The following is a 25,604-nucleotide window of genomic DNA, read 5'->3' as shown; positions in this document are numbered from 1 at the left end:
GACGATGTAAAAACGGCCCCGGTGTCTGTCGAGACACCGGGGCCGTTGACTGACCGGAAACGTCGCACTCAACCGACGCGCGCTTCCCCCTGTCGCTCCGTTTCGCCATCATCCGCCGCGATACGCGCCAGCACCGGCTTCAGCGCGTGCCCCGTATGGCTCGCGCTCACCTTCGCGAGCGCTTCCGGCGGCGCCGCCGCGACGATCGTGCCGCCGCCCACGCCGCCTTCCGGCCCGAGATCGATGATCCAGTCGGCTTCCGCGATCACGTCGAGGTCATGCTCGATCACGACGACGCTGTGCCCTGCATCGACGAGCCGGTGCAGCACGCGAATCAGCTTCGCGACGTCCGCCATGTGCAGGCCGACCGTCGGCTCGTCGAGCACGTACAGCGTGTGCGGCGCCTTCTGCCCGCGCCGCGTGATGTCGTCCCGTACCTTCGTCAGCTCGGTGACGAGCTTGATGCGCTGCGCCTCGCCGCCGGACAGCGTCGGCGACGGCTGGCCGAGCGTCAGGTAACCGAGCCCGACATCCTTCATCAGCTGCAGCGGATGCGCGATGTTCGAGATCGGCGCGAAGAATTCAACAGCCTCGTCGATCTCCATCGTCAGCACGTCGCCGATGTTCCGGCCGCGCCACGTGACGGCGAGCGTTTCCGGGTTGAAGCGCTGCCCGTGGCACACGTCGCACGGCACCTTCACGTCGGGCAGGAAGCTCATGCCGATCGTGCGTACGCCCTGCCCTTCGCAAGCGGGGCAGCGCCCGTCGCCGGTATTGAACGAGAACCGCGACGCCGTATAGCCGCGTGCGCGCGCCTCCAGCGTATCCGCGAACAGCTTGCGGATCGTGTCCCACACGCCGATGTAGGTGGCCGGACACGAACGCGGCGTCTTGCCGATCGGCGTCTGGTCGACTTCGAGCACGCGATCGATCTGCTCCCAGCCGCTCAGCGACTCGCAGCCCTGCCACGCATGCGTGACGTTCAGCGACGGCCGCGGCGCACTGCGCGCCAGCACGCTCGAGCGGCGGTTGACCGCCGGCGTGTCCTGCTGCACGGCCTTGCGCGCACGCCGCGTGGCCGGCGACGACAGCACCGAACGGCCGACCGCGTCGAGCAGGTTCGTCATCAGCACGTCGCGCGCGAGCGTCGACTTGCCCGAGCCGCTGACGCCCGTCACCGCGACGAGCCGCGCGAGCGGAATGCCGACCGTGACGTCGCGCAGGTTGTGCAGCCGTGCGCCGTGCACGGTCAGCCACGCTTCCGGCACGGCATCGCCGCCCTTCTTGCCCGGCAGGCTCACGCTGCGGCGTGGCTGCAGCGGGTGCGTCATCGGCTGCGCGAGCAGCCGCCCCGTGACCGAATCCGACTGCGCGGCGAGATCGGCAACCGCGCCCTGCGCGACCAGCGTGCCGCCGCGCTTGCCGGCGCCCGGGCCGACGTCGATGATGTGATCGGCACGGCGGATCGTGTCTTCGTCATGTTCGACGACGACGAGCGTATTGCCCTTGTCGCCGAGCTTGCGCAGCGCGTCCAGCAGGATCTGGTTGTCGCGCGGATGCAGGCCGATCGTCGGTTCGTCGAGCACGTAGCAGACGCCCTGCAGGTTGCTGCCGAGCTGCGCGGCGAGCCGGATGCGCTGCGCTTCGCCGCCCGACAGGCTCGGCGCCGCGCGGTCGAGGCTCAGGTAGCCGAGCCCGACTTCCTCGAGAAACGCGAGGCGGCTGCCGATCTCGCTGACGATGTCGCGCGCGATCTGCGCATCGCGCCCGGTGAGTTCCAGCCCGTCGATCCAGCGGCGCGTGTCCGACACCGTCCACTGCGCGACCTCGACGATCGGATGCGCATCGAACGTGACCGCGCGCGCGGACGGGTTCAGCCGCGTGCCGCCGCAATCCGGGCACGGCTCGTTGCCGACGCCTTCCGGTTCCTGCTCGTCCGACGGCAGCGTCTGTTCGCGGCCGCGGCCGTCCTCGGCGAGCACGGTGTCGTCGTACGCGGCGCGCTGTTCGCGCGTGAGCGTGACGCCGGTGCCGACACAGGTCGTGCACCAGCCGTGCTTGCTGTTGTACGAGAACATCCGCGGGTCCAGCTCCGGATAGCTCGTGCCGCACACCGGGCACGCGCGCTTGACCGACAGCACCTTGACCGTGCCGACACGCGCGGTCGACCGATCGCCCTGCATCGCATCATGCAGCCCGTCGAGCGGCGCGAGCAGGTGCATCACGCCCTTGCCGAGCTCGAGCGTCTCGTCGAGCTTGCGCCGCAACTCGGCCTCGTTGTCCGGCGACACGACGAGATCGGCGACCGGCAATTCGATCGTGTGCTCGCGGAAGCGGTCGAGCTTCGGCCACGGGTCGACCGGCACGAACTCGCCGTCGACACGCAGATGCGTACTGCCGCGCGCCTTCGCCCACTTCGCGAGATCCGTGTACACGCCCTTGCGGTTCACGACGAGCGGCGCGAGCAGCCCGACGTGTTCGCCACGATGATCGCGCAGCAGCTGCGCGGCGATCGATTCGACCGATTGCGACGTGACCGGCGTGCCGTCGTGAATGCAATGCTGCAGGCCGAGCTTCACGTACAGCAGCCGCAGGAAGTGCCAGACCTCGGACGTGGTCGCGACCGTGCTCTTGCGCCCGCCGCGCGACAGCCGCTGCTCGATCGCGACGGTCGGCGGGATGCCGTACACCGCGTCGACTTCGGGGCGGCCGGCCGGCTGCACGATCGAGCGCGCATACGCGTTCAGCGATTCGAGGTAGCGGCGCTGGCCTTCGTGGAACAGGATGTCGAACGCGAGCGTCGACTTGCCGGAACCCGACACGCCGGTGATCACGTTGAACTTGCCGTGCGGAATGTCGACGTCGAGCGCCTTCAGGTTGTGCTCGCGCGCGTTGACGATCCGCACGACGTCCTCGCCTTCGATCGCGCGGCGCTCGCGCGCGGCATTCAGCGCGGCCTGCAGCGGCACGCCTTCGTCGGCAAGCGCGGCTTCGGCATCCATCGCGCGGTCGTATTGCAACAGCGCCACGCCCGTATGCGATTCGGCGCAGCCCTTCACGTCGTCGGGCGTGCCCGCGCACAGCACGAGACCGCCGCCGTCGCCGCCTTCCGGGCCGAGATCGATCAGCCAGTCGGCCGCGCGGATCACGTCGAGGTTGTGCTCGATCACGATCAGCGAATGGCCGGCCGCGAGCAGCTTGCCAAACGCCTGCATCAGCTTCGCGATGTCGTCGAAGTGCAGCCCGGTGGTCGGCTCGTCGAACATGAACAGCTTCGCGCGCGCGATGCGCGCCTCCTCCGTCGCGACCCGGCGCCCGTTGGCCGCCGCCGCGGATTCGGCGAGGAAACCGGCAAGCTTCAGCCGCTGCGCTTCGCCGCCCGACAGCGTCGGCACCGGCTGGCCGAGCTTCACGTATTCGAGGCCGACGTCGACGATCGGCTGCAGCACGCGCAACACTTCGGCATCGGTCGCGAAGAACGCGGCCGCTTCGCTGACGGTCAGGTCGAGCACGTCGGCGATGTTCAGCGCGCGGTCGTTGCGCTCGATGCGCACTTCGAGAATCTCGGCGCGGTAGCGGCTGCCGTCGCAGTCCGGGCAGCGCAGGTAGACGTCGCTCAGGAACTGCATTTCGATGTGTTCGAAGCCCGAACCGCCGCAGGTCGGGCAACGGCCGTCGCCCGAGTTGAAGCTGAACGTGCCGGCGCCGTAGCCGCGCTGCAGCGCGAGCGGTGCCTTCGCGAACAGCTTGCGGATTTCGTCGAACGCGCCGACGTAGCTTGCCGGGTTCGAGCGCGTGGTCTTGCCGATCGGCGACTGGTCGACGAACACGACGTCGCCGACCTGGTCGGCGCCCGAGAGGCTGCGGTACGCGCCCGGCGACTCGGTCGCCTTGCCGTGGTGCCGCGCCATCGCCGGATACAGCACGTCCTGCAGCAGCGTGGATTTGCCGGAGCCCGACACGCCCGTCACGCAGACGAGCCGCTGCAACGGAATCTCGACCGTCACGTCGCGCAGGTTGTGTTCGCTCGCCCCTTCGAGCACGATACGCGGCGTATTCGCATCGACCACGCGGCGCGCCCAGTTCGATGCATGCGCAACGTGCTTGCGGCCGCCGAGATACTCGCCCGTCAGCGTGTGCGCCGAACGGATGTCGGCCGGCGTGCCGTCGTAGACGATCGTGCCGCCGCGTTCACCCGGGCCGGGCCCCATGTCGATCAGCCGGTCGGCCGCGAGCATCACCGACGGATCGTGCTCGACGACGACCAGCGTATTGCCCGCATCGCGCAGCCGCTGCATCGCCTCGACGATCCGCGTGAGATCGCGCGGATGCAGCCCGATGCTCGGTTCGTCGAGCACGAACAGGGTTTTCGTGAGCGACGTGCCGAGCGCCGTCGTCAGGTTGATCCGCTGCACCTCGCCGCCCGACAGCGTGCGGCTCTGCCGGTCGAGCGTCAGGTAGCCGAGCCCCACGTCGCACAGGTATTTCAGGCGCGTGCGCACTTCGGCGAGCAGCAGCTTCAGTGCGTCGTCGAGCAGCGCGCTCGGCAGGCTGATGCCGTCGAAGAAGCGGCGGATACGCTCGATCGGCAGCAGCATCAGGTCGTGCACGGTCAGGCCCGGCAGCGCTTCAAGCTGCGCGCGGCTCCAGTCGACGCCGCGCGGCATGAAGCGACCGGCCGGCGCGAGCACGCCGTCGGCGTTCTCTTTCGAGCCGAGCCGCCATTGCAGCGATTCCGTCTTCAGGCGCGCGCCGCCGCACACGTCGCACGGCGTGTAGCTGCGGTATTTCGACAGCAGCACACGGATGTGCATCTTGTACGCTTTCGATTCGAGATAGCCGAAGAAGCGCTTCACGCCGTACCACTGGCTCTGCCACTTGCCGTCCCAGTCCGGCGAGCCGTTGACGACCCAGTCGCGCTCGGCCTCGGTCAGCTCGGACCAGGCCACGTCGCGCCGGATGCCGGCCTTCGCCGCGTAGCGCATCAGGTCGTCCTGGCACTCTTTCCATGCCGGTGTCTGCATCGGCTTGATCGCGCCGCCGCGCAGCGTCTTGCGCGCGTCGGGGATCACGAGGCCGAGATCGACGCCGATCACGCGGCCGAAGCCGCGGCAGGTTTCGCACGCGCCGTACGCCGAATTGAACGAGAACAGCGCCGCTTGCGGCTCCGCGTAGCGCAGGTCGCTGTCGGGATCGTGGAGCCCGGTGGAGAAGCGCCACACCTGCGGCTCGGCCGCCGCGTTTTCCGCCTCCGCGGCCAGCACGTAAACGTTCACGCGGCCGCCGCCGCGCTTCAGCGACGCCTCGATCGCCTCGACCACACGGACCTTGTCGGCCTGCTGCACGCGGAAACGGTCGGCCACCACGTCGAGCAGCTTGCGCGGCCCGGTGGGCGACGCGACTTCGCGCTGCGCCTGCACGCGCGTATAGCCGCTCGCCGACAGCCATTGCGCGATTTCCTCGTCGGACACCGCTTCAGGCAACTCGACCGGGAACGTGACGACGACGCGCGGATCGTCCGCCTGCGTGCGCGCGACGAGATCCGCGTAGATCGTCTCCGGCGTGTCGTGCCGCACCCGTCGCGCGGTCTGGCGGTCGAACAGCTCGGCCGCGCGCGCGTACAGCAGCTTCAGGTGATCGTTCAGCTCGGTCATCGTGCCGACGGTCGAACGCGAGCTGCGGACCGGGTTGGTCTGGTCGATCGCGATCGCGGGCGGCACGCCGTCGACGCGCTCGACCTGCGGGCGGTCCATCCGGTCGAGGAACTGCCGCGCATACGCGCTGAACGTCTCGACGTAGCGCCGCTGGCCTTCCGCGTACAGCGTGTCGAACACGAGACTCGACTTGCCGGAGCCCGACGGGCCGGTGACGACCGTCATTTCGCCGGTGCGCAGGTCGAGATCGAGATTCTTGAGGTTGTGCTGACGTGCTCCGCGAATGCGGATCAGATTGCTGGATGACAATTTGCCTGCCCGTCTGAATGAGTTAGCCGGATTTCACGGTGCCGGAACGCTGCGGCGGATACCCGCAGGGGCGGCGCACGTGCCGCAAGGGTTGCACCTGTGCGGCTCGAGTTCGACGGGTACTATACTGTATATTCATACAGTTTTCCATGAAGTCCATTGACGCCGCAGGGGCAAAGATCGTCGCCGCACGCCGTCGTCATTCATGGCACGTCGCCGCCCTCTGCCCGCCATCTTCGTGGTGAGCCCCCGTCCCGATCGCTCCCCGCTCATCACCCTCGGTTTCCATTTCGACACGCCACCCGGGCTGGTAAAAATTTCCCCGGGACAGCTTGTTATCCCCCTTTTTACCTGCATCGCATTTCATATGACGAATTCACAAAATGTCACAATCGCATGTATTACCGTTGCTTTATATTGCTTAGCCGCTTGTTCCAGAAATCAAAAAGCAAACGTTTGCCTGCTCGCGAAAAGCAGGTTGACCGGCGCCGGTCGAGGAACCACGATAATTGGGGTGCATGAATGCGCATATTGGTTGTGGAGGATGATCCCGTCCAGGTCGAGGAAGTACAAAACGCCCTGGCGCCGTTCCGCCATACGATCAAGGTCGTCGTCGACGGCGAACAGGCGTTGCGGTTTCTACGATCCGAGTCGGTCGACGCAGTCGTGCTCGACTGGCACTTGCCCAGCCTGACGGGAATCGAAGTCCTGAACTGGATTCGCACGCGCGCCGATGTCGAATACGGGGTGCTGTTCCTGACCAGCCGTGTCGACGAACTCGATGTCGTCAGGGCGCTGGAGGCCGGCGCCGACGACTACCTGAGCAAGCCGTTCCGCGCCGAAGAACTCGCCGCACGGGTCAACGCGCTGTTGCGCCGGGTCGCGCGGAACGTGAAGCGCGACGAGCCGATCCGGGCGGGCGCATACGTACTGGATCCGGTGGAGCGCGCCGTTCGGCTTCGCGACACCAGGATCGAATTGACGACGAAGGAATTTCAGCTCGTCGCGTGCCTGTTTCACAATCTCGGCAAGATCATGTCCCGCGAGTTGCTGGCTACGACGGCCTGGGGGCGCGAACTCGGAACGGAGTCGCGTTCGCTCGATACGCACATCTATCGGATCCGGCAAAAGCTGAAGCTCGGCGTCGAGAACGGCTTGCGACTGTCGGCCATCTATACGCTGGGTTACCGGCTGGATCAGATCAAGGCGTCGGCGGACATGCCGTGCGACGCCGGCATGCTGGTCGAGGATCAGGCTTGAGCATGCGTGGCATGTCGTAGGCCGCATGGCCCGATACGCCGCTGCCCACGGCAACGGCAACGGCATCGTCGCACGCCGTTGCCGCGCAGCGCGCCAGCCCCGCCCTGCGGTTCACGCAGCATCGTGATCGTGCTTAGACAGGAACATGAGGAAGGTCGTCCCCTCCCCGAGCGTCGACCGGACCTGCAGTTTGCCGCCAAGCGAATCGACGACCGTCTTGACGAACGCCAGGCCCAGGCCATGCCCGGACATCGTCGTCTTTCCGTCCAGTTGCGTGAATTCGCGAAACAGCTTTTCCTGGTCGCGCTCGGATATGCCGGCTCCGTAATCCGTCACGGCGATCTTCACGTGTCGATCCGTTGCCGACAGTTCCACGTCGACCGTGGAAGCCTCCCGACCAAACTTGATCGCGTTGCCGATCAGATTGACGAACGCCCGCCGCAGCAGCTGCACATCGGCGATCGTACTGAGCCCGGGCTCCGCCATCAGGTTGACGGTCGTGGATTTCGCGCTCGCCTGCGGCAGCAGATCGTCGACGGCGTCGCCGAGCACCAGCGCGGGATCCACGGCGGTCAGCTTCGGCGGCAGATTCTCGGCCCTGGCAAGAAAGAGGAAATCGTCGGACAGGCTGAGTGCGCGCGTCGCATACTGCGAGACCAGTTCGGCGAAACGCTGCGGCGTGTACCGCGACGCATCCCGCTGTATCTGGGCAACGAGCGCGAGAATCGACGCCTGCGGCGACCGCATGTCATGCGACAGGAATCGCAAGGCCATGTCGCGCTGTCGTTCGGCCATCCGCACGGACGAGACGTCGGCGACATGAAAGACCAGCGCATTTTCTCCGTAGACGGACGGGCGGATCGGCGCACACTTGATCAGCAGCGAACGGCCGCACCGCGCATTGGCAATCTCGATCCCCTGATCGAGCTGGGATTTCGTCTGGGCCGACAGCGCATCGCCGTCGGGCCAGTGATCCAGCGACGTCAATGCCTGTGCGGCGAATTCACTCGCACGATGCGACGCCGTGATCTGGAACAGCACGTCCGAGACCAGGCGCCCCACCGGCGGCCCGCCGGAAACCGGATGCTCGTCGGGATTCGCGCACCATGCGGCGATCCGCGGATTCGCCAGCAGGACGACGCCGGCAGCCGACGCAATCAGCGTTGCCTCCGGAAGACTGTCGACCCACGCGTCGATCAGCGCGCGATAGCGGCGCACCCGCGCCTCCAGATTCGCAGTCCTGTCCAGTTGCCGCCGAACCGGGCTCATGAACGGTACGACCTCCGCCGGCTCCGCATGCAGCGACGGTTCGGCCGCCATCCGTTCCGCCAGGAGACCGATGAAGCGCGACAAGACCTCGACGCATCGCCAAAACCACAGCAGGCAGGCAAGCGCGCACATCAGCATGCCGGTGGCAGGCGGCAATGCGTCGCCGCCGAAAACGAACATGACGTACGAGATCGCCGCGATCGCACCGGCGACACCGAGTGATGCGGCCAGGCCTGCGCGAGGACCGAGCCGGTAGAGCAACAGGCACGTCAGGCAAACGGCGGTCCCGTTGAAGAGCAGCTCCCAAGCGACACCGATCGGCCGCTCCGGCGCATCGAATGCGCCGGCTGCTGCGGCGACGTCGCCGGTTGGCAGCACGGTGTCCGGCGCCACGACCGCCGCGCGAATCAGGACCGCGCTGCCGCGCAGACGGTTCGACGGCACCTCGCCGTCCAGCACATTGACGTACGAATAGAGTTCGCAAGGCCCGTTCCCGTTAAACGCAGCGTCGCGCGCACAGGTGTTGCCGGCCGCTCGCGCCTGTGCCCGCGTCCGGCCGGCGTCGCGGCCCGTCGTCTCACCGGCGGCCGAATGGCTGGCACGAATGCGTGCGACGTCTCGCAGGCCGTTCAGGTCGATGCTGACGACCGCTACGCCGCTTCCGGCGAGCCGTTCCATCATCCGCTCGCGTGTTTCCAAGCTGAATGGCCAGTCGCCCAGGCGCCCGGTCGTACGATCGTCGACCATGATCACCGCGAGCGGCTTGATGGCTCCGTGCCGGACAGACTGCGACACGAACCCGAACCACGCCCGGTCGATGTGATGCAACGCGTGCGTCGCTGTCAGCACCGCGCAGACCAGAACAAGCGCGGACGTCACGCGCATCCACTTCATCGAGCATGACGAGGACGCATGCCCGGTCGCCCGTTTTGCCTCATCACATGAACGGCACCGCCCCGGCCCAAACAATCTTCCGAACATGTCAATTAGATGACGCCCCATCGATATCGCATTGATCGACGTTTGAAATAACCACCTCCAACGCCGCGAACCCATTTCAAAAAGCACTGACAAACGATGCAAACCGAACTCGCATTACGGCTTATCCATCGATTTTCATCCTGCACGAGCCGGTCGACACACCCATCCACCCAGAATCAATTCATTGAATTCCGCACTTTAATGGAGGCAATTGTACTGCAATTACCATTCAAATTAAATTTAATATTTAATTATAATTAGATTTCAATCTAATGAAACCCAAACCCCACCACCCCCACCCAGATAAAATTACGATAATTCAGCATAAACAAGTGCGAACACGGGGAAAATGACCAAAATTAGAACGCTGAAAACCAACCCACCACCAGAAATCAACGCCCCCATCAAACACAAACATCAATGTAAAGATATTTGAATGATCAATTCAAATACAAATACGAGCCGCGATGCGCATATTGGCGACCAAATTTACATTTGTTCGTTTTTCACAAGTTGAAAATTTTCAACTCGCTCCATAGAATGACTCGATCGAAAACATCCGCCCGACATTTCAATCGGCTTACCCCACTTCATGAATCAGCCGTTCGCGTCAACCGATCCACTCGACGATGCCGCGCGAGGACTTCGTCAGGACGAGTTCTTTTTCCTCCTCCAACCCAAATTCGCGCTCCACGGGGTTCGACTGGCGGGATTCGAATGCCTGATGCGCTGGCATCATCCGGAGCGCGGGGTCCTGGAACCCGCGTCGTTCATCAGCATGATCGAGGATTCATGCCTTGCGACCGGATTCACGGAGCTGCTCACCCGGCAAGCGACGTGCATGCTCGCGCAGTGGAAGGCAGCGGGGTACGGCGAGTTGTCGCTCGCGATCAATTTGTCCCCGTCCGAGTTGGGGCACGCGGATTTTCCCGCGCAACTTTCCGCACGGCTGGCGTCGCTCGGGCTCGAGCCGGGCCGTATCGAAATCGAACTGACCGACGTCGTCCCCCCGGCCCGGCTCGATTGGCTGGTGGAAGCCATCCATGCGGCGCAGGCGATCGGCGTGCGCATCGCACTGGACGACTTCGGAGCCGGCTTCAATTCGCTGACGCTCCTGCAGCAGTTGCCGGTGGATATCGTCAAATTCGATCGATCGCTGATTCGCGAGGTTCTGCAAAACGGCGAGTCCATGCGGGTTGTCGAAACCCTGGTGCAGCTTGCGAAAAGTCATGGCAAACACGTTGTAATGACGGGCATCGAAACCGCCGAACAGTTCGAATGGGCAAGCACACTGCCGGACGTCGACGGCCAGGGCTTCTACCTCGGCGAGCCGCTTCGCGAAGCCGATGCCGACGCCTTCATTGTCGAGCACCATCGCCGGATCCATTCCGCGTAGACATCGGCACGCCTGCAGGCGATCGTGCCCGTCGTCCGGCGTACCGGACGCCGCGACGCCTTTGGAACGCGAGGTGTCATTGACGCGCCGATCGGGCTGCTTTTTTCGCGCCGCTGCTTGCGAAGTGCAGCCAGCATAGAACGGCGTCCCGGGCCCGCAAAGTGAACTTTTGTCACTTTCGCGAGCAAATCCGCAGCATTTCCGCCGATCGGGATCCTGCCGGTTTGGCGAACCGGAAGCAGGCGCGATCCGCGCCCGCATCGCAACGCGTACCGACGCGCACGCCGGTACGGTGTGCATCGACTACCAGCGGATCAACGCCGAACCCCACGTGAATCCCGAGCCCATTGCAGGCGTCAGAACGAGATCGTTCTCCTTGATGCGCCCGTCGGATACGGCTTCGCAGAGCGCGAGCGGAATCGACGCTGCCGACGTATTGCCGTGCTTGCTGACGGTGAGCACGACCTTCTCCATCGGGAGATTCAGCTTTCCGCCGAGCGTTTGCACGATTCGCTGGTTCGCCTGATGCGGGACGATCCAGTCGAGGTCGTCCTGGGTCAGGCCGTGTGCCGCGAGCGCCTCCTGCGACGCCTCGGCGAGATTGACGACGGCATGCAGGAATACATCGCGGCCCTCGAGATGCATCTTGCCGGCGCTTTGCGTCGACGACACCCCGCCGTCCGTGTGAATCTTGTCCCAGTACCGTCCGTCCGAATGCAGATGCGTGGAAAGGACGCCGCGCGGCTTGTCGCCTTCATGCCGTTCGCCGCGCAACACCAGCGCGCCCGCGCCGTCGCCGAACAGCACGCAGCTGTTGCGGTCCTGCCAGTCCACGATACGCGACATCGTTTCCGCCCCGATCACCAGCGCGGTGCGGGCCTGGCCCAGACGGATCATGTTGTCGGCGACCGATAGCGCGAAGACGAAGCCCGAACAGACAGCCTGCACGTCGAACGCGGCACCGCGCGGCATGCCGATCGCCTCCTGAACGCGAACGGCCGTCGCGGGCATCGTGCGATCGGGCGTGCAGGTCGCGAGCACGATGAGATCGACCTCGGCTGCGCCGATGCCGGCGCGATTCAGTGCGTCCCTGGCGGCGCCGATCGCGAGATCGGACGTGTTCTCGCCGTGCGCCGCAATTCTGCGCTCACGGATGCCGGTACGCTGCGTAATCCACTCGTCCGTGGTGTCGACCATGCGCGCGATGTCATGATTCGTCATGCGCTGCTCGGGCAACGCGGAACCGCAGCCGACGACGCGCGACGTCCACGCGTCCGCGCGATTGATATCCACCATCTTTCGTACTCCGATTGAAGTCGATGAGGCGCCGGCCGCCCGCACGCTCGATACCGGCGCACACGTATTACCAGCTTCCGACGTTTGCGTCTTCGCCCGGCTCCTCGGTCAGGTTCGTGTCCTTCGGCTGCAGCGAGACGAGATGCGTCGCCAGCGAATTGAAGGTCGGATAGTCGTAAAGGACCGTATCGTCGATCTTGATTCCGAGCCGCTCTTCGAGGAAGAACGCGAGTTCGACGGAATGCATCGAATCGAATCCGGCGTCGGCGAAAGTCTGTTCGAGATCGGTCGGCACCTGAAGATTGTTCGCTTCGGTCCACTCCTGAATCCACGCAAGAATGGTATCGGCAGTCACTTTCGACCCGTTGACGGCTGCGGCTTGAATTTGATCGCTCATGGTATCGATTCCTTGAAGTCGGATTGAGAACGATGAAGGCGCGGCGGCAACGCCGCGCCCGGGAAACGGAAACGCAGTGCCTATGCGGGCGTCGCACGCACACGCGGTTCACTGTCGGCGCAGCCTCCACCGAGAAAGCGAGCCAGGCGCTGCACGGAAGGCTCACGCACGATGGAGTTGTGATCGTCGTCGAACACACTCACCGCCAAGCCGCCACGCGCGAGGCGGCCCAGATGCTGCTCCACCTGAGTGCTCGACATTCCTTGCTTGTCGCGTGCCGCAAGCGCGTATCCGATGCGCGTTTGCACCTGTTGGGGTTGATGACACGCCAGCGCCGCCGCGCTCGCGGCGTGCAGACGCGCAATATGGTCGAACGTCGCGGGGTGGGCGCGGCGCCGCACGTCGGCGAGATAGAAGTCCTGGTCGAGCATGGCGTCGAAACGCGGATCGGCGAGCCATCGATCGACCGTCTGCCTGCCGTCGCCGGACGCGAGATCGCTGGCCAGTGCGCGCAACCGCAGGGCGAATTCGCCGTCGTGGAGCGGGCTGTCGACGATCATCAGCGGCGGCGCGGTGATGCCCTCCGCCTCCCATTGCGCGGCCATTTCGTGCGCGACGATCCCGCCGAACGACCAGCCGCCGAGCAGATCGGGCTGCCTGCCGTGTATCGCGAGCAGGGCCGCTCGATAGCGCGACGCCAGTTGCGCGATCGAAAGATACTCGGGTGCGTGCCCCTGGTCCGCGTACGGATGGCGGATCGCGACGACCGTCGGATCGCCGGGCCATGACGTGGCCAGCTCCTGGTAACAGAGCACGTTTCCGCCAACCGGATGCACGAGTGCGACGAGCGGCCCCGCTCCGTCGCGCAGCGTCACGACCAGCCCGCGGTCATCGTCCGTCCCGGCGGATTTCCGCCTGTCGTTCGACACTGCTTCGCGCGCCGGCATGTCACCGTTCGTCGCACCGAACCACGCCGCCAGCGTCCGGAGCGACGCGCCGCGCACGAGCATGGAGATCGGCGGCATCGTGCCCAGCTGCTGATGCAGGCGAACGCGCAGTTCCGTCAACGCAAGCGAGTCGAAGCCCTGCCTGACGAGCGGAAGTCCGTCGTCGATCACGACGGTATCCGGTGCGACCGTCGCCGCAATCTCGCGCAACATCGCGAGCGTCTGCGCGGCATCCGCCGGTGCGGCCTCGACGCGATCCGCCGCGCCCGGCCCCGGCAACCGGGCCTCCGCGTTCGACGCGTGGCCGCTTCGCTGCCGCACCGCACCGCGCCCGGCCTCGGCAAGGTCCGGGAACGGCAGCTCGAAGCGCTCCGTATCGAAGGCGTAACCCGGCGCTTCGGCCGGTCGCGGTGCATTGCCGTACAGCTTGTTCCACGCGATCTTCTGCCCTTCGCTGTAAAGACGGGCGCAGCCATGGGCGAAGCCGGTCGCCTCGGTTTCTTCGTCGCCCTCCGGACCGTCCGCGAGCGACGCGATCGCACATTGCCAGTCGCCCCCCGCCGCGGCGCGTGCGAGCTTGGCAAGCGCCGCGCCGGGCCCCACTTCGACGAAGATCGTCTTGCCGTCCGACGCGGCCAGCAGCGCGTCGTGAAAACGCACCGGCTGCTCGACGAGATCGAGCCAGTGCTCGACGCCGGCGATCGCGTCGGTCGCAATGTCGCCCGTGAGCGTCGAGACGATCGGAATCGACGGCGGCGCAAACGTCAGCGGTTCGAGCGCCCGCCGGAACGCTTCGCGCATCGAACGCAACATCGGCGAATGGCCCGGCGTATCGTAGGTCTTGAGCAGCGACACCCGTTTGCCCGCGGTCACCATCGCGTCATGCACCCGTGCGACCGCTTCCGGCGTGCCGCTCACGACGGTCTGCCCCGGCCCGTTGATGCCGGCGACGAACAGATCCGTGCCGAACGCGAACCGCCCCTCGAGTTCGTCGACGCTGGCGGCGACCGCGAGCATCGCGCCGCGCGGCGTCTCGGTATCAAACAGGCAACCGCGCGCTTCCACTGCCTTGAGACCGTCGCCGAGCGACATCACGCCGCCGATCACCGCGGCCACGTGCTCGCCGAGCGAATGCCCGATCAGCAGGTCGGGCTGTACGCCCAGCTCCATCCAGGTCCGCGCCAGCGCGTAGCACACGACGAAATGGGCAAGTTGCCCCGGATGATGGTGCACCGGTTGCCCGCTGCGGCCGAGCATCGCATCGAGCACGTCGCGCGCCGTCTCGCCGTCGAGCGCGCGCAGGCATACGTCCGCATGTTTGCGGAACAGGCCGTTGCCGTTGTAGAGGTTCCCGCCGACGCCCGGCTGCCAGGCCCCTTGGCCTGGCACGAGAAACGCGAGGCGGGGCTTGCGCGGCCGTTCGCCCGCGTGCCATCTCCCGGACGGACTCTCCGCGAGAAAATCGTCGAGCGCGGCAACAAAGTCCGCTTTCGTCGTGCCGACCAGCGCGACGCGATGGTCGAAATGATCGCGCCGTACGTTCGACGTGTGACACGCATCGCGCAGCGGTACGGACGTGTCCGCGAGCCAGGCCCGCCATGCCGACGCGACACGCCGGCGTGCTTCGGGCGAACGCCCGGACAGCGTCAGCACGCGTTCGCGGGCCATCGGCGCGCCGGTGTCCGCGCCGGGCTCCGGCGCGGCCAGAATCAGGTGGACATTGGTCCCGGTGATGCCGAAACCACTCACGCCGACGACCGTATCGCCGTCGGCGAGCGGCGTTCCCTCGCGCGGAATCTCGAGCTGCGAACCTTCCCAGTGAAAACGCGGGTTCGGCGTCTCGAAGTTCACCTGCGCGGGTACATGGCGGTGTCGCAGGATCAGCATCGCCTTGATGAAACCGGCCATGCCCGCCGCTCCCTCCAGATGCCCCAGTTGCGACTTCACCGAGCCGACGAGGATCGGCTTGTCGCGCGCGGCGGCACGGGCATAGACGTTACGCAACGCGGAAAGCTCGATCGGATCGCCGAGCGCCGTACCCGTCCCATGCGCCTCCACGTATGCGACCGCTTCCGGACGAACCTGCGCGCACGCCATCGCCCGGCGAATGACGGCTTCCTGAGCCGCACCGTTGGGCGCGGTCAGGCCGTTGCTCGCGCCATCGCTGTTCACGGCCGAACCGGTCAGCACCGCATCGACACGGTCGCCGTGCGATCGCGCGTCGGCAAGCCGCTTCATCACGATCACGCCGCCGCCTTCGCCGCGAATGTAGCCGTCGGCGTTCGCGTCGAAGGGCCGACACCGGCCGGACGGGGACATCGCCTGGAGCCGCGCAATGCCGATCGTTTCCTCCGGCCCCAGGATCAGGTTCACCCCGCCCGCGATCGCCACGTCGCACTCGCCGGCCTTCAGGCTCTGCGCGGCGAGATGGATCGCGACCAGCGAAGATGAACAGGTCGTATCGACGAAGATCGCGGGTCCGTTCAATCCCAGGATGTGCGCGACTCGCCCGGGCGCCATCGCGCGCAGGTTGCCGAGCTTCGAATAGGTGGTGATGCGGGCGGGGTCGCCAGACCAGACCGTGCGCCGGCCATAGTCCGCCTCGCCGATCGTCATGAACACCCCGACATTCGTGCCGCGCAGCCCGCCGGGTGCGACGCCTGCGTTCTCGAGCGCTCCCCAGGCCAGCTCGAGCATCCAGCGTTGCTGCGGATCCATCTCGATGGCCTCGGCCGCCGAAGTCCGGAACAGCTTGCGATCGAAGCGGAACGGATCGTCGACGTAGCCGGCCACGCGTGAATACGTGGTTCCGGGTTCGTTCGTATCCGGCGAATAAAACGCGTCGATATCGAAGCGTTCCCGCGGCGTTTCGCGGATGGCCGTCCGCCCGGAATTCAGCAGTGCCCAATAGCTCGATGCACAGGATGCGCCGCCGGGGAAACGGCATGACATGCCGATGACGGCGACGTGTTGCGGAGTTGGGTTCGATTGGTCCATCGCATTTTCTCGGCAGGAGGCGTTCATCGGGCCTAGTGGCGGGTTGCCGCGGCGAGATCGTCGCTGCTGCTCGCCTGGACGAGCACGGCCATGTTGCCCGGCAGGTGCCGGTTCGCGCGAATCTTCGCGTGCGCCTCCGGCAAGCGGCTCCACGGAAACACTTCCGACAGGCACGGATCGATCTTGCCGCTCATCACGAGCCGGTTCGCCTGCGCGGCTTCCTTGAGGCTCGCGAAGTGACTGCCCTGAATGCGCTTCTGTCGCATCCACACGTAGCGCGCATCACAGGTCAGGTCGTAGCCGCTCGTCGCCGCGCAGAAAACCACCATGCCTCCGCGCTTCACGACATAGCAGGACGGTGCGAACGTATTCCGGCCCGGATGTTCGAACACCATGTCGACGTCGCGCTTCTCGCCCAGTGCGTCCCAGATCGCTTTCCCGAATTTCTTGACCGCGTCGACGTAGGCCGCGTACTCGGTCTGCGCATCGACCGGAGGCGGCGCGCCCCAGCACGAAAAATTCGAACGATTGATCACGCCCACCGCGCCGAGACGCTTGACGAACTCGATCTTCGAATCGTCGGAGACCACGGCGACGGGGCGCGCACCCACCAGCGCCGCCAGCTGGATCGCCATCGTTCCCAGCCCGCCCGCCGCCCCCCACACGAGTACCGACTGCCCCGCCGAAAGCACGTGCGGCTTGTGGCCGAACAGCATGCGATAGGCGGTCGCGAGCGTGAGCGTATAGCAGGCGCTGGCAGCCCATGTGAGATGCTTCGGGCGCGGCATCAGTTGTGTCGACTGGACGCGCGCGAACTGCGCGAACGAACCATGAGACGTTTCGTAACCCCAGATCCGTTGCGACGGCGACAACATCGGATCGCCGCCGTTGCATTCCTCGTCGTCGCCGTCGACCTGCGAACAATGGGCGACCACTTCGTCGCCGACTCTCCACTTCTTCACGTTCGACCCGACGGCCCATACGATGCCGGCGGCGTCCGAGCCCGTGATGTGATAAGGATCGTCATGCAGGTCCAGCACCGAGAACGGCTGACCGAGGGCGGCCCACACGCCGTTGTAGTTGACGCCGGCCGCCATCACGAGAACCAGAACGTCGTCGGCGCCGAGCGACGGCACGTCGACGATTTCGTTTGTGAAAGCCCGCTGCGGCTCCCCATGGTTCTCGCGGCGAATCGTCCACGCGTGCATTCTCTTCGGCACGACACCCAACGGAATCGACTCGCCGATCTCGAACAACTCCGGCTGGCTGCTTCTTGTCTCGACAACGAAATCCAGTACTTTGGTATCCATATCAATATTCCTGAAAGAGTTGATTCGATAAGCAATGCACTCGCGCTAGGACGCCCGTGACGACGTCATGCGCACTACGCCGCGGCCATACCGCCGTCCACCGACAACGCGGTGCCGGTCATGAAAGAGGACGCGTCGCACGCAAGGAACGTGACGGCCTCCGCAATTTCCTTTTCGGTACCCAAGCGGCCGATCGGATGAAAATTCTTGATCTGATCGGTCATGTGGGTCTCGTCGAGAAACTTTTCCACCATCGCGGTTGCAACGAACGCGGGGCAAATCGCATTGACGCGGATATTCTGCTTCGCATATTCGAGCGCAGCCGCTTTCGTCAGCCCGATGATGCCCGCCTTCGACGCGTGATACGCGCAGCCGCCGAATGCCGATGCCACGAGGCCGTAAGTGGACGACATATTGACGATGGAACCGCCGCCCGTTTTCAACATTGCCGGAATTTCGTACTTCATCGAAAGGAACATTCCCTTCAGATTGATATCGACGACATAGTCCCAGCTCTCCACATCGGTATCGGCTACGGCTTTGCCGAATACCTCCACGCCGGCGTTATTGAAGGCGACATCGAGCCTGCCGAATTCGCGCAGGGTCTCCTCGACCATGCGGGCACAGTCTTCGGCGCTGGACACGTCGGTCCTCACGAACAGCGCTGCGCCGCCCGTCTTGCGGATTTCCTCGACCACCGCCATGCCTTCGTCGATACGGCGCGATGCGATGACCACCCGCGCACCTTCGCCGGCAAACAGCAATGCCGTAGTCCGTCCGATTCCGGAACTTCCCCCGGTCACGAGGGCAACCTTTTCATGAAGCTTTTGCACTGTGCTCTCCCGGTTGCACTGAGATGCATGCATCGTTGCCGCTGTCCGGCAATTCAATTTTTCAAATGAAAAATGAAATACCGGCTTGCAACGGAGAGGATTCTAGACGGCGAAAAGCGCGCGCCGATGAAAAGTGAAAAAAGTTCAAATTTGATTTTCGGCCGGGCGCATATCATCGCTCACGTCACTCCATTCCGCGTTCAATCCATCGGCTCACCATGCGTGCGAATACGATCACCCGGCATGAACTCGGCATGTCCGTCATCCATGCGATCGGCGATGAAGGGTTCATCAACCTCAGTGCGGCGCTCGATCGCCTCGACCCCGATTTCAAGCGCTTGCTCGTCGAGGGCGCTTATGCCGACATCATCGCCCGGCCCAATCTCTCGCTGAAATACCGGGAACTCGTGACGGTCGCGGTTCTCGCCACGACCGGCAATGCCGATTCCGCGCTGAAATACCATGCGGGCGGCATGCTGAATACCGGCTGGGCACCGCAAGCGGTGCTCGAAACGGTCTTCGAAACGCTCTACTACGCAGGCGTGCCGGTGGCCACGGCCGGCATCCGCCAGCTCCTGGCGTTGTTACGCGAGCGTGACATCGATATCGGTCGCGACGTCGAGCGCCTCGGACAATACGAATCGGCAACCGCACACATGCTCGAGCGCCGGCAACCGCCATTCGGCGCGCTGACACCGAAGGCGCGCCGGCTCGCCACGCTCGCCATCGTCATCGCTCGCGAAAATCGTCACGACGAGGTTCTGGCCCACCTGAACGCCTGTCTGCATGCCGGCTGGACGCGCAGCGAACTGACCGAGGTGCTGATTCAACTCACCGGCTATATCGGCTGGCCGCTCATCCTGCCCGTGTCGCGCATCGCGCTCGACGTGTTCGACGCATTCGACGCGACGCACGGCGGCGCAACAACGGGACCAGCGGACGCATTGACCGGACGGAATGCACTGGAACGCGATCTGTGCATGGCGGAATCGTCAGCCGGCCGGCACGGCATGTCGGCGGCGATCGTGGGTTGTCTCGACCGGATGGCCGACGCCGCGTCACGCGTTGAGACGGTCGAACACGCGAAGGCGCGGCACCTGACGGCGATCGCGTGCCTGACCTGCCTTGCCCGAAATGCAGATGCCGACGCGCTCGCCGCGCATATCGTCGACGCGCGCTTGTCGGGCGCGTCGCAACACGAGATCGTCGACACCATCGTCGGCGCACTGCCTCATGCCGGCGTGCTCGCCGTGCAATGGGCGCTGGCGGTGGCAAGCCGATCGTTTGCCTCGGCAGACCCGCATGCGGCGCGCGAGCACGACGACGTGGAGGTATCGGGATGACGGCGGTCGCACGCTTCACTCACACCATGCTGCACGAACGACACAGGAGCAAACGATGAACGACGAAGGCGGATACGACCTCGAGGACCTGATGCCCGGCATGAACGCATGCTTCTCGAAAACCCTGTCCGAGCACGACGTGCTCCTGTTTGCGAGCGCGTCCGGCGACCGGAATCCCGTGCACCTGGACGAAACCTATGCGCGGCAAACGCGCTTCGGCGGACGCATCGCGCACGGCATGTTGTCCGCGTCGGTGATCTCGGCGGCGATCGCAACGCATCTGCCGGGGCCCGGCTCGATCTACCTGTCGCAGGACCTGCAGTTCCGCCGCCCGGTCAAGCTCGGCGAAACGGTTTGCGCGACCGTGACAGTCAAGGAAATACTCGCGAGCCGGCGTCGGGTCGTACTGGAAACCTGCTGCCAGGTGAACGGGCTCGTGGTCGTGGAGGGCACGGCGGTGGTCATGCCCACCAACGCGGCAGCGCGGTCGAGAGAGGCGTCGATCGCACAAAATCAGGAAGCCTGACGATTGCGCGGGTCCGGCGTAGCGGATGACCGTTCGCGCGAATGAGGCGGCGCGGCCCCGGGCGGAGCCGAATCAGCCGCCGGCCGCCGTCGCACCGGCAATGCAGGTGCGGGCAAGCACGTCGGTCGGGTCGACCAGCGTCGCCCGCCCGCCGTTTCGCGCAACGTATTCCCCGCCGGGAAGCAGGATCGGCAGTTCGGTACAGCCGAGCACGATGACGCTCACGCCGTCGGCGATCAGCGCGTCGACCGCGGCGCCGATATCCTCCCTGCACTGTCCGGTCGTGAAACCGGCCTTCACGCCGTGCTTGCCGTAAATCGCCTCCATCACGCGTGCCTGCAACGCCGGTGGCGGCGCCACTTGCCGAAGTCCTTGCGCTTCGAGCGCCTTTTTGTAGACCCCGCTTTCGATCGTGCCGGACGTCGCCAGCACGCCGACCTCGCGCAGCGTCGGCCAGCGATCGCGCAAATGAGCGACCGTCACGGTCAACATGTTGACGATCGGAATGCCGAGATACGGCTGAATGCGCTCGACGAACGCGTGCGCGGTATTGCACGGAATCGCGATGACGTCCGCACCGCCTTCCTCGAGCTGCTTGCACGTCGCATACAGCGAGATCGTCGGGTCCGCCCCGCCGCGCACGAGGTTCTCGGTGCGATCGGGAATCTGCGGATTCTGTTCGACCAGCAGCTTGACATGTTCCTGATCGCGCGACGCGGGCGTGTTGCGCACGATCTTGTCCAGAAAATCGACCGTCGCGGCCGGGCCGACGCCGCCGACCACGCCGATCTTGAACGTCGCCACCCGCGAGCCGGGCTGCCCCGTCATCGCGTACTGCGCATAGGCCCGGTTCGAATCCACGAGCGGCACGCGTCGCGGACCGATTTCATCGGCGACCAGCGCGATCTCGGTCAGGCCAGGGACGATCACCTGCGCGCCCCGGTCGATCAGGTCGTCGCACGCGCGGCGCAACAACTCGACCGGACGGCCGCGCAGATTGCCGCGCTTGATGCCGTCGGCGCCGTAGATGGCCTCTGTCACGAGATCGACGCCATCGTCCGATCGCGGATAGACGATTTCGAATTGCGGCGACGGGAAATACGTATCGAAGAGCCGTTTGTCCCGCACGTAGTCGGAAGCCAGCACGCCAATGCGCGTCGCGTCGGGATACTGGCGCTGCACGTGGCAGCGCACGGCTTCGACGATATCGACGATCGGCAGGCGCGTGTTCGCCTTCAGTTCGTCGATGAACGTGTGACTCAGGAAACACGGCAGCACGACCGTCGTCACGCCGCGCTTTTCGAAGGCCCGGATCATGTCGAACACATACAGCTTGCGTTCGACGGTCGCCGCGCTTCCCGACCCGGAGCCCTTGAACGGGTATTGCTCGAAGATCAGTTCGGCATGTTCTTCGTCCGACGCGGCAGGCGTCGCCTTCACCATCTTGAAGAACACGTCGGCACTGCCCAGCGGCCCGAGCCCGCCGACCACGCCGAATTTCCGCCGGGCGTTCACGCTATCCGTGCGCGTCATGCGTTCAGCTCCGGACGGTCGAACACGGCATCTTGCGACTTCGCGGCGCGCCGGCTCTCCCACTTCGCGATCACCGCCGTCGCCACGCTGTTGCCGATCACGTTCGTCATCGTGCGACCCATGTCGAGGATCTGGTCGATCGCGAGAACCATCGCGACGCCGGCCGCCGGCAAATGAAACATCGGCGCGACCGCCGCGACCACGACCACCGAGCCGCGCGGCACGCTTGCCATGCCCTTGCTGCTCAACATCAGCACCAGCAGCATGAACACCTGCTCCGACAACGGCATGTGCACGCCGAACGCCTGCGCGATGAAGATGGCGGCAAACGCCTGATACATCATCGAGCCGTCGAGGTTGAACGCGTACCCCAGCGGCAACGTGAAGCCCACCACCTTCTTGTCGACGCCGAACCGCTCGAGCTGCTCGGTCAGGCGCGGATACGCGGCCTCGCTGCTCGCGGTCGAGAAGGCGATCAGCGCGGGTTCGCGCACGGCCTTCAGCAGGCTCCCGACGCGACGCCCGAGAAACGCGTAGCCGGCGCCGATCAGGATCATCCAGAGGACGAGCAGGCCGAGATAGAACGCGCCGATCAGCTTCCCGTACGTGTAGATGACGTCGAGCCCGCGCAAGGTGACCGACGACGCGATCGCACCAAACACGCCGAACGGCGCCGCGCGCATCACGTAGTTCGTCAGGCGCAGCATCACCGGCACCATCCCGTCGATCGACTGGATCACGACGCCCACCCGCTTGTCGTGCTTCAGCGCGCTCAGCGCGATCCCGAGAAACACCGAGAACACCAGGATCTGCAGGATGTCGTTGCGCGCCATCGCGTCGAGCAGGCTGGTCGGGAACGCGTGCGTGATCACGTCCCGCGCGTTCAGTGCGGCGGTGTTCAGCCCGGTGTCGACCTCGCTGGCGGTCTGCGTGAGGTTCAGGCCGGCGCCCGGTTGCAGCGCATTGGCCATCGCGAGGCCGAGGCTCAACGAAATCAGCGACGCACAGATGAACCATCCGATCGAGCGCAGGCCGATGCGCCCGACGTCCTCGCCGCTGTCCATGCCCGCGAGGCCCGACACGAGCGTCACGAATACGAGCGGCGCGATGATCATCTTGATCAGCCGCAGGAAGATGTCGGTGACGATCGAGAAATAACCGGCGACCGTTTTGAGCATGGCCGGATCCGCGATATTCGAGTGACACGCGTAGCCGGCGACGACACCGACGATCATGCCGACTGCGATGCTCAGGGTAAGGCGATTTTTCATGTCCATTCGTCCGTGGGTGGCATCCGGCCGCCGGAAGGCGGACGAGCGCGGCGAAAAAGGCCGCGCGACGCCTGTCATGCGTCGCATTTGCCGTTGGAACGAATGGTAGGGACGGTCGAAAAGAGCGTGATGCCGGTGCAACATGGCGGTATGCGAGCCTCGCATAACGCGGGAAAACCCTGATTCAGCCGAGCCGGGAAGGCGCTGCGCGCAGGTGCTGCCAGAGCGTGTCAAGGAAGTCGCTGCGGTTGGACACGTCGCGGTACACGCGTAGCTCGACTTCCAGATTCCACGCCGCCGGGCCGGCCGGCACGAGTTCGCCGGCCGCGAGTTCGGCGGCGATCGCACTCCTCGGCAGCCACGCGACGCCCTCGCCTTCCATCACGAGTTTCTTCAGCACTTCGGCCATGTCGGACTCGTAGTGCAGCTGCAATGCCGGCGCATCCGGTGCACGCCCGAGCAGCAGCGCGAGGCACCGCCCAAAGTAGCTGGTTTCCGTATACGAAATCAGCGGCAGCGGGTGCTGCTTGGTTCCGTGAAGTCGAAAGGCCGGCGCCGAGCGACGGTTCGGCCTGCATGCCGGCATCAACGTGTCGAGGCCGACGGTCAGGTGCGCGTACTTCGCCGGATCGAGATGAAGCGGCAGCTCCGGATGGTGATACGCAAACATCAGCTCGCAGTTGCCGTTGACGAGCATCAGGATCGAGTCGTGGACATTGGTCGGAATGACCCGCGCCCGCACCTCGCCGAAATGCGGCGCAAGCGCCTTGAGCCACGCCGGCAGGAAACTCAGTGCGATCGTGTGGCCGGCGGCAATCTGCAGGCTCTTGCCGGCGATCCGCTGCTCGGTGCGGATGATCGCACGCGTGTCGAACAGGCGGCTGAGCACGTCTTCGGCCGTCTCGCGAAACAGGCGTCCGGCCGGTGTCAGCACCGGCGGGAAACTGCTGCGGTCGATCAGTTCGGCGCCGATCCACTGTTCGAGCGACTGAATGCGGCGGCTGAAGCCCGATTGCGTGACGTTGCGGAACTCCGCTGCCCGGGAGAAGCTTTGATACTGAGCGAGGGCGAGGAAATCCTCGATCCATTTGATTTCCATGTCTGCCTTGGCGGCCCACGACCGAATCGACCGATGATCGACCGAAGCACGGCACGGGTCCGGGAGGCAAAAGCTTACGAGCGCCGCGCGCGATTCGTCAAACGGCCCGGGGCCCCGGCTCGGGCGCCGAACCTGACCCACGGCCCGTGCCGGCGCTCACCGCACCGCGACGCCACGGGCGGCCTCATCGAGCGGCCACCGCATGTCGCCCGTCGCCGGACAACGCGACGGCAGGCTCGGCAATACTCGTCGCCGAACCCGGACGTCGTACAGGCCGTCGTTCGGGTGTCAGGGAAAGATCGGTGTCGTCGGCTCGCCGCCTTCCATATCCGCCATCGGAAAATGCTGGGCGACCATCTGCTCGATTTCCTGCTCTCGCAATGCCGGCACGTCGGCCATGATCAGGATCTGGCCGTCCCGTATCGCGTCGCGAAAGCGCTCGAGCCGCGCGTTCGGCTCGGCGATGCCGATCATCCCGGCCGTCCATGCGCCGAAGCCGGCTCCCGCCAACGTCAGCGCAACGACGGCGCCGCCCGCAATCACGAGCTCCGCAGGCGGGAACACGAGCGCGACGAGACCGATCAGCGCGCCCGTCGCGCCACCAAGTGCGACGCCACGCTCGAGCGCGTGCACGACATCGCTGCTTTGCAGCAAGGACGCTTCGGGTAACTGATCGAGTGTGACGCTGTGATCGGCGAGAACGTGGATATGGCGCCAGATGATGCGCGCACGCAGCAGGTCGTCGACGATCGCCTTCGCCATCTGCGTATCAGGTACGAGGAAATAAAGGCGTCTCATGTCGGCACCCCTTTTTTTGCCAGCAATGCGCCCCCGGGAGGGGACTGCTTTCCATTTTATGCCAGCATCGGCGATGCGGTAATCGCGTCGTCGCATACCCGACGCGTGGCATCCCTGGCAGCCGGCAGGTGCTATCCGCGCTTGCGGAGCGGATCCAGCAAGCCGCGCAGCCCGTTGTGATCGATTTCGTGCATCAGCGCGAGTTGTCGGCCGATTTCGCCGCGCGGGAACCCTTCGCGGGCCAGCCAGTTGAGGTAGTTGCCGGGCAGGTCGGCAATGAGCCGGCCCTTGTATTTTCCGAAGGGCATGGTGACGGTGACAAGGCATTCGAGGTCTGGGGATCGCATGCGGATATTGTGCACGGCTTTCTGCGGCCGGCGCATAC

16 protein-coding genes are annotated in these 25,604 nt (G+C 65.3%); 4 read left to right on the top strand and 12 right to left on the bottom strand.

Annotation, left to right across the window (positions count from 1 at the left end; translation table 11 throughout):
- Positions 1–68: 68 nt before the first annotated feature.
- Positions 69–5,963 (bottom strand): excinuclease ABC subunit UvrA, encoded by a 5,895-nt coding sequence (uvrA, locus tag AC5LXK_RS33450; RefSeq protein WP_493394899.1) that lies wholly within the window; start codon positions 5,961–5,963, stop codon positions 69–71.
- A gap of 522 nt (positions 5,964–6,485) precedes the next feature.
- Here uvrA and AC5LXK_RS33445 point away from each other — a divergent pair.
- Entirely contained in the window at positions 6,486–7,223 is a 738-nt protein-coding gene (locus AC5LXK_RS33445) for a response regulator transcription factor (protein WP_493394898.1), read from the top strand.
- A gap of 111 nt (positions 7,224–7,334) precedes the next feature.
- Here the strand turns inward: AC5LXK_RS33445 and AC5LXK_RS33440 are convergent, their stop codons facing one another.
- Positions 7,335–9,377: a sensor histidine kinase gene (locus AC5LXK_RS33440; RefSeq protein ID WP_493394897.1), complete on the bottom strand. Its 2,043-nt coding sequence runs from the start codon at positions 9,375–9,377 to the stop codon at positions 7,335–7,337.
- A gap of 688 nt (positions 9,378–10,065) precedes the next feature.
- Between AC5LXK_RS33440 and AC5LXK_RS33435 the strand changes: the two genes are divergently transcribed.
- Positions 10,066–10,869, top strand: coding sequence for an EAL domain-containing protein (locus AC5LXK_RS33435; RefSeq protein WP_493394896.1), 804 nt, complete (start codon positions 10,066–10,068; stop codon positions 10,867–10,869).
- A gap of 303 nt (positions 10,870–11,172) precedes the next feature.
- Here AC5LXK_RS33435 and AC5LXK_RS33430 read toward each other — a convergent pair whose 3' ends face one another.
- The 5 genes from AC5LXK_RS33430 to AC5LXK_RS33410 all read right to left on the bottom strand — a co-directional run bounded on the left by AC5LXK_RS33430 (position 11,173) and on the right by AC5LXK_RS33410 (position 18,649).
- Positions 11,173–12,165: a beta-ketoacyl-ACP synthase III gene (locus AC5LXK_RS33430; RefSeq protein ID WP_493394895.1), complete on the bottom strand. Its 993-nt coding sequence runs from the start codon at positions 12,163–12,165 to the stop codon at positions 11,173–11,175.
- 67 nt (positions 12,166–12,232) lie between these two features.
- A complete protein-coding gene (locus AC5LXK_RS33425) occupies positions 12,233–12,562 on the bottom strand; it encodes an acyl carrier protein (protein ID WP_493394894.1) in 330 nt (109 codons plus the stop codon).
- 80 nt (positions 12,563–12,642) lie between these two features.
- Positions 12,643–16,506, bottom strand: coding sequence for a type I polyketide synthase (locus AC5LXK_RS33420; protein ID WP_493394893.1), 3,864 nt, complete (start codon positions 16,504–16,506; stop codon positions 12,643–12,645).
- 32 nt (positions 16,507–16,538) lie between these two features.
- Positions 16,539–17,816 (bottom strand): crotonyl-CoA carboxylase/reductase, encoded by a 1,278-nt coding sequence (gene ccrA / locus AC5LXK_RS33415; protein WP_493394892.1) that lies wholly within the window; start codon positions 17,814–17,816, stop codon positions 16,539–16,541.
- Positions 17,817–17,890: 74 nt separating this feature from the next.
- Positions 17,891–18,649: an SDR family NAD(P)-dependent oxidoreductase gene (locus AC5LXK_RS33410; protein ID WP_493394891.1), complete on the bottom strand. Its 759-nt coding sequence runs from the start codon at positions 18,647–18,649 to the stop codon at positions 17,891–17,893.
- Between the two features lie 338 nt (positions 18,650–18,987).
- On the opposite strand from AC5LXK_RS33410, the gene AC5LXK_RS33405 reads away from it, so the two are divergent.
- Together AC5LXK_RS33405 and AC5LXK_RS33400 are read left to right on the top strand one after the other, a co-directional pair.
- Positions 18,988–19,992 carry a carboxymuconolactone decarboxylase family protein gene (locus tag AC5LXK_RS33405; protein WP_493394890.1) on the top strand — a complete coding sequence of 335 codons (1,005 nt, stop codon included), beginning with the start codon at positions 18,988–18,990 and terminating at the stop codon, positions 19,990–19,992.
- A gap of 55 nt (positions 19,993–20,047) precedes the next feature.
- Positions 20,048–20,518 carry a MaoC family dehydratase gene (locus AC5LXK_RS33400; RefSeq protein ID WP_493394889.1) on the top strand — a complete coding sequence of 157 codons (471 nt, stop codon included), beginning with the start codon at positions 20,048–20,050 and terminating at the stop codon, positions 20,516–20,518.
- Between the two features lie 72 nt (positions 20,519–20,590).
- Here AC5LXK_RS33400 and cuyB read toward each other — a convergent pair whose 3' ends face one another.
- From cuyB to AC5LXK_RS33375, 5 genes are all read right to left on the bottom strand, one after another.
- Positions 20,591–22,051: a cysteate racemase gene (gene cuyB, locus AC5LXK_RS33395; RefSeq protein WP_493394888.1), complete on the bottom strand. Its 1,461-nt coding sequence runs from the start codon at positions 22,049–22,051 to the stop codon at positions 20,591–20,593.
- Positions 22,048–23,322, bottom strand: a complete 1,275-nt coding sequence (locus AC5LXK_RS33390) for a dicarboxylate/amino acid:cation symporter (protein ID WP_493394887.1) — start codon at positions 23,320–23,322, stop codon at positions 22,048–22,050. Before AC5LXK_RS33390 ends, cuyB begins: the two co-directional genes overlap by 4 nt.
- Before the next feature lie 184 nt (positions 23,323–23,506).
- Positions 23,507–24,421 (bottom strand): LysR substrate-binding domain-containing protein, encoded by a 915-nt coding sequence (locus AC5LXK_RS33385; protein ID WP_493394886.1) that lies wholly within the window; start codon positions 24,419–24,421, stop codon positions 23,507–23,509.
- A gap of 288 nt (positions 24,422–24,709) precedes the next feature.
- Complete coding sequence (locus tag AC5LXK_RS33380; protein ID WP_493395087.1) at positions 24,710–25,219, bottom strand: DUF1269 domain-containing protein; 510 nt, start codon at positions 25,217–25,219, stop codon at positions 24,710–24,712.
- 131 nt (positions 25,220–25,350) lie between these two features.
- Complete coding sequence (locus AC5LXK_RS33375) at positions 25,351–25,566, bottom strand: DUF3820 family protein (RefSeq protein ID WP_493394885.1); 216 nt, start codon at positions 25,564–25,566, stop codon at positions 25,351–25,353.
- Between the last annotated feature and the right edge of the window lie 38 nt (positions 25,567–25,604).

This window comes from Burkholderia pulmonis (genome assembly GCF_984667975.1).
This window is presented reverse-complemented; position numbering and strand designations above follow the sequence as displayed.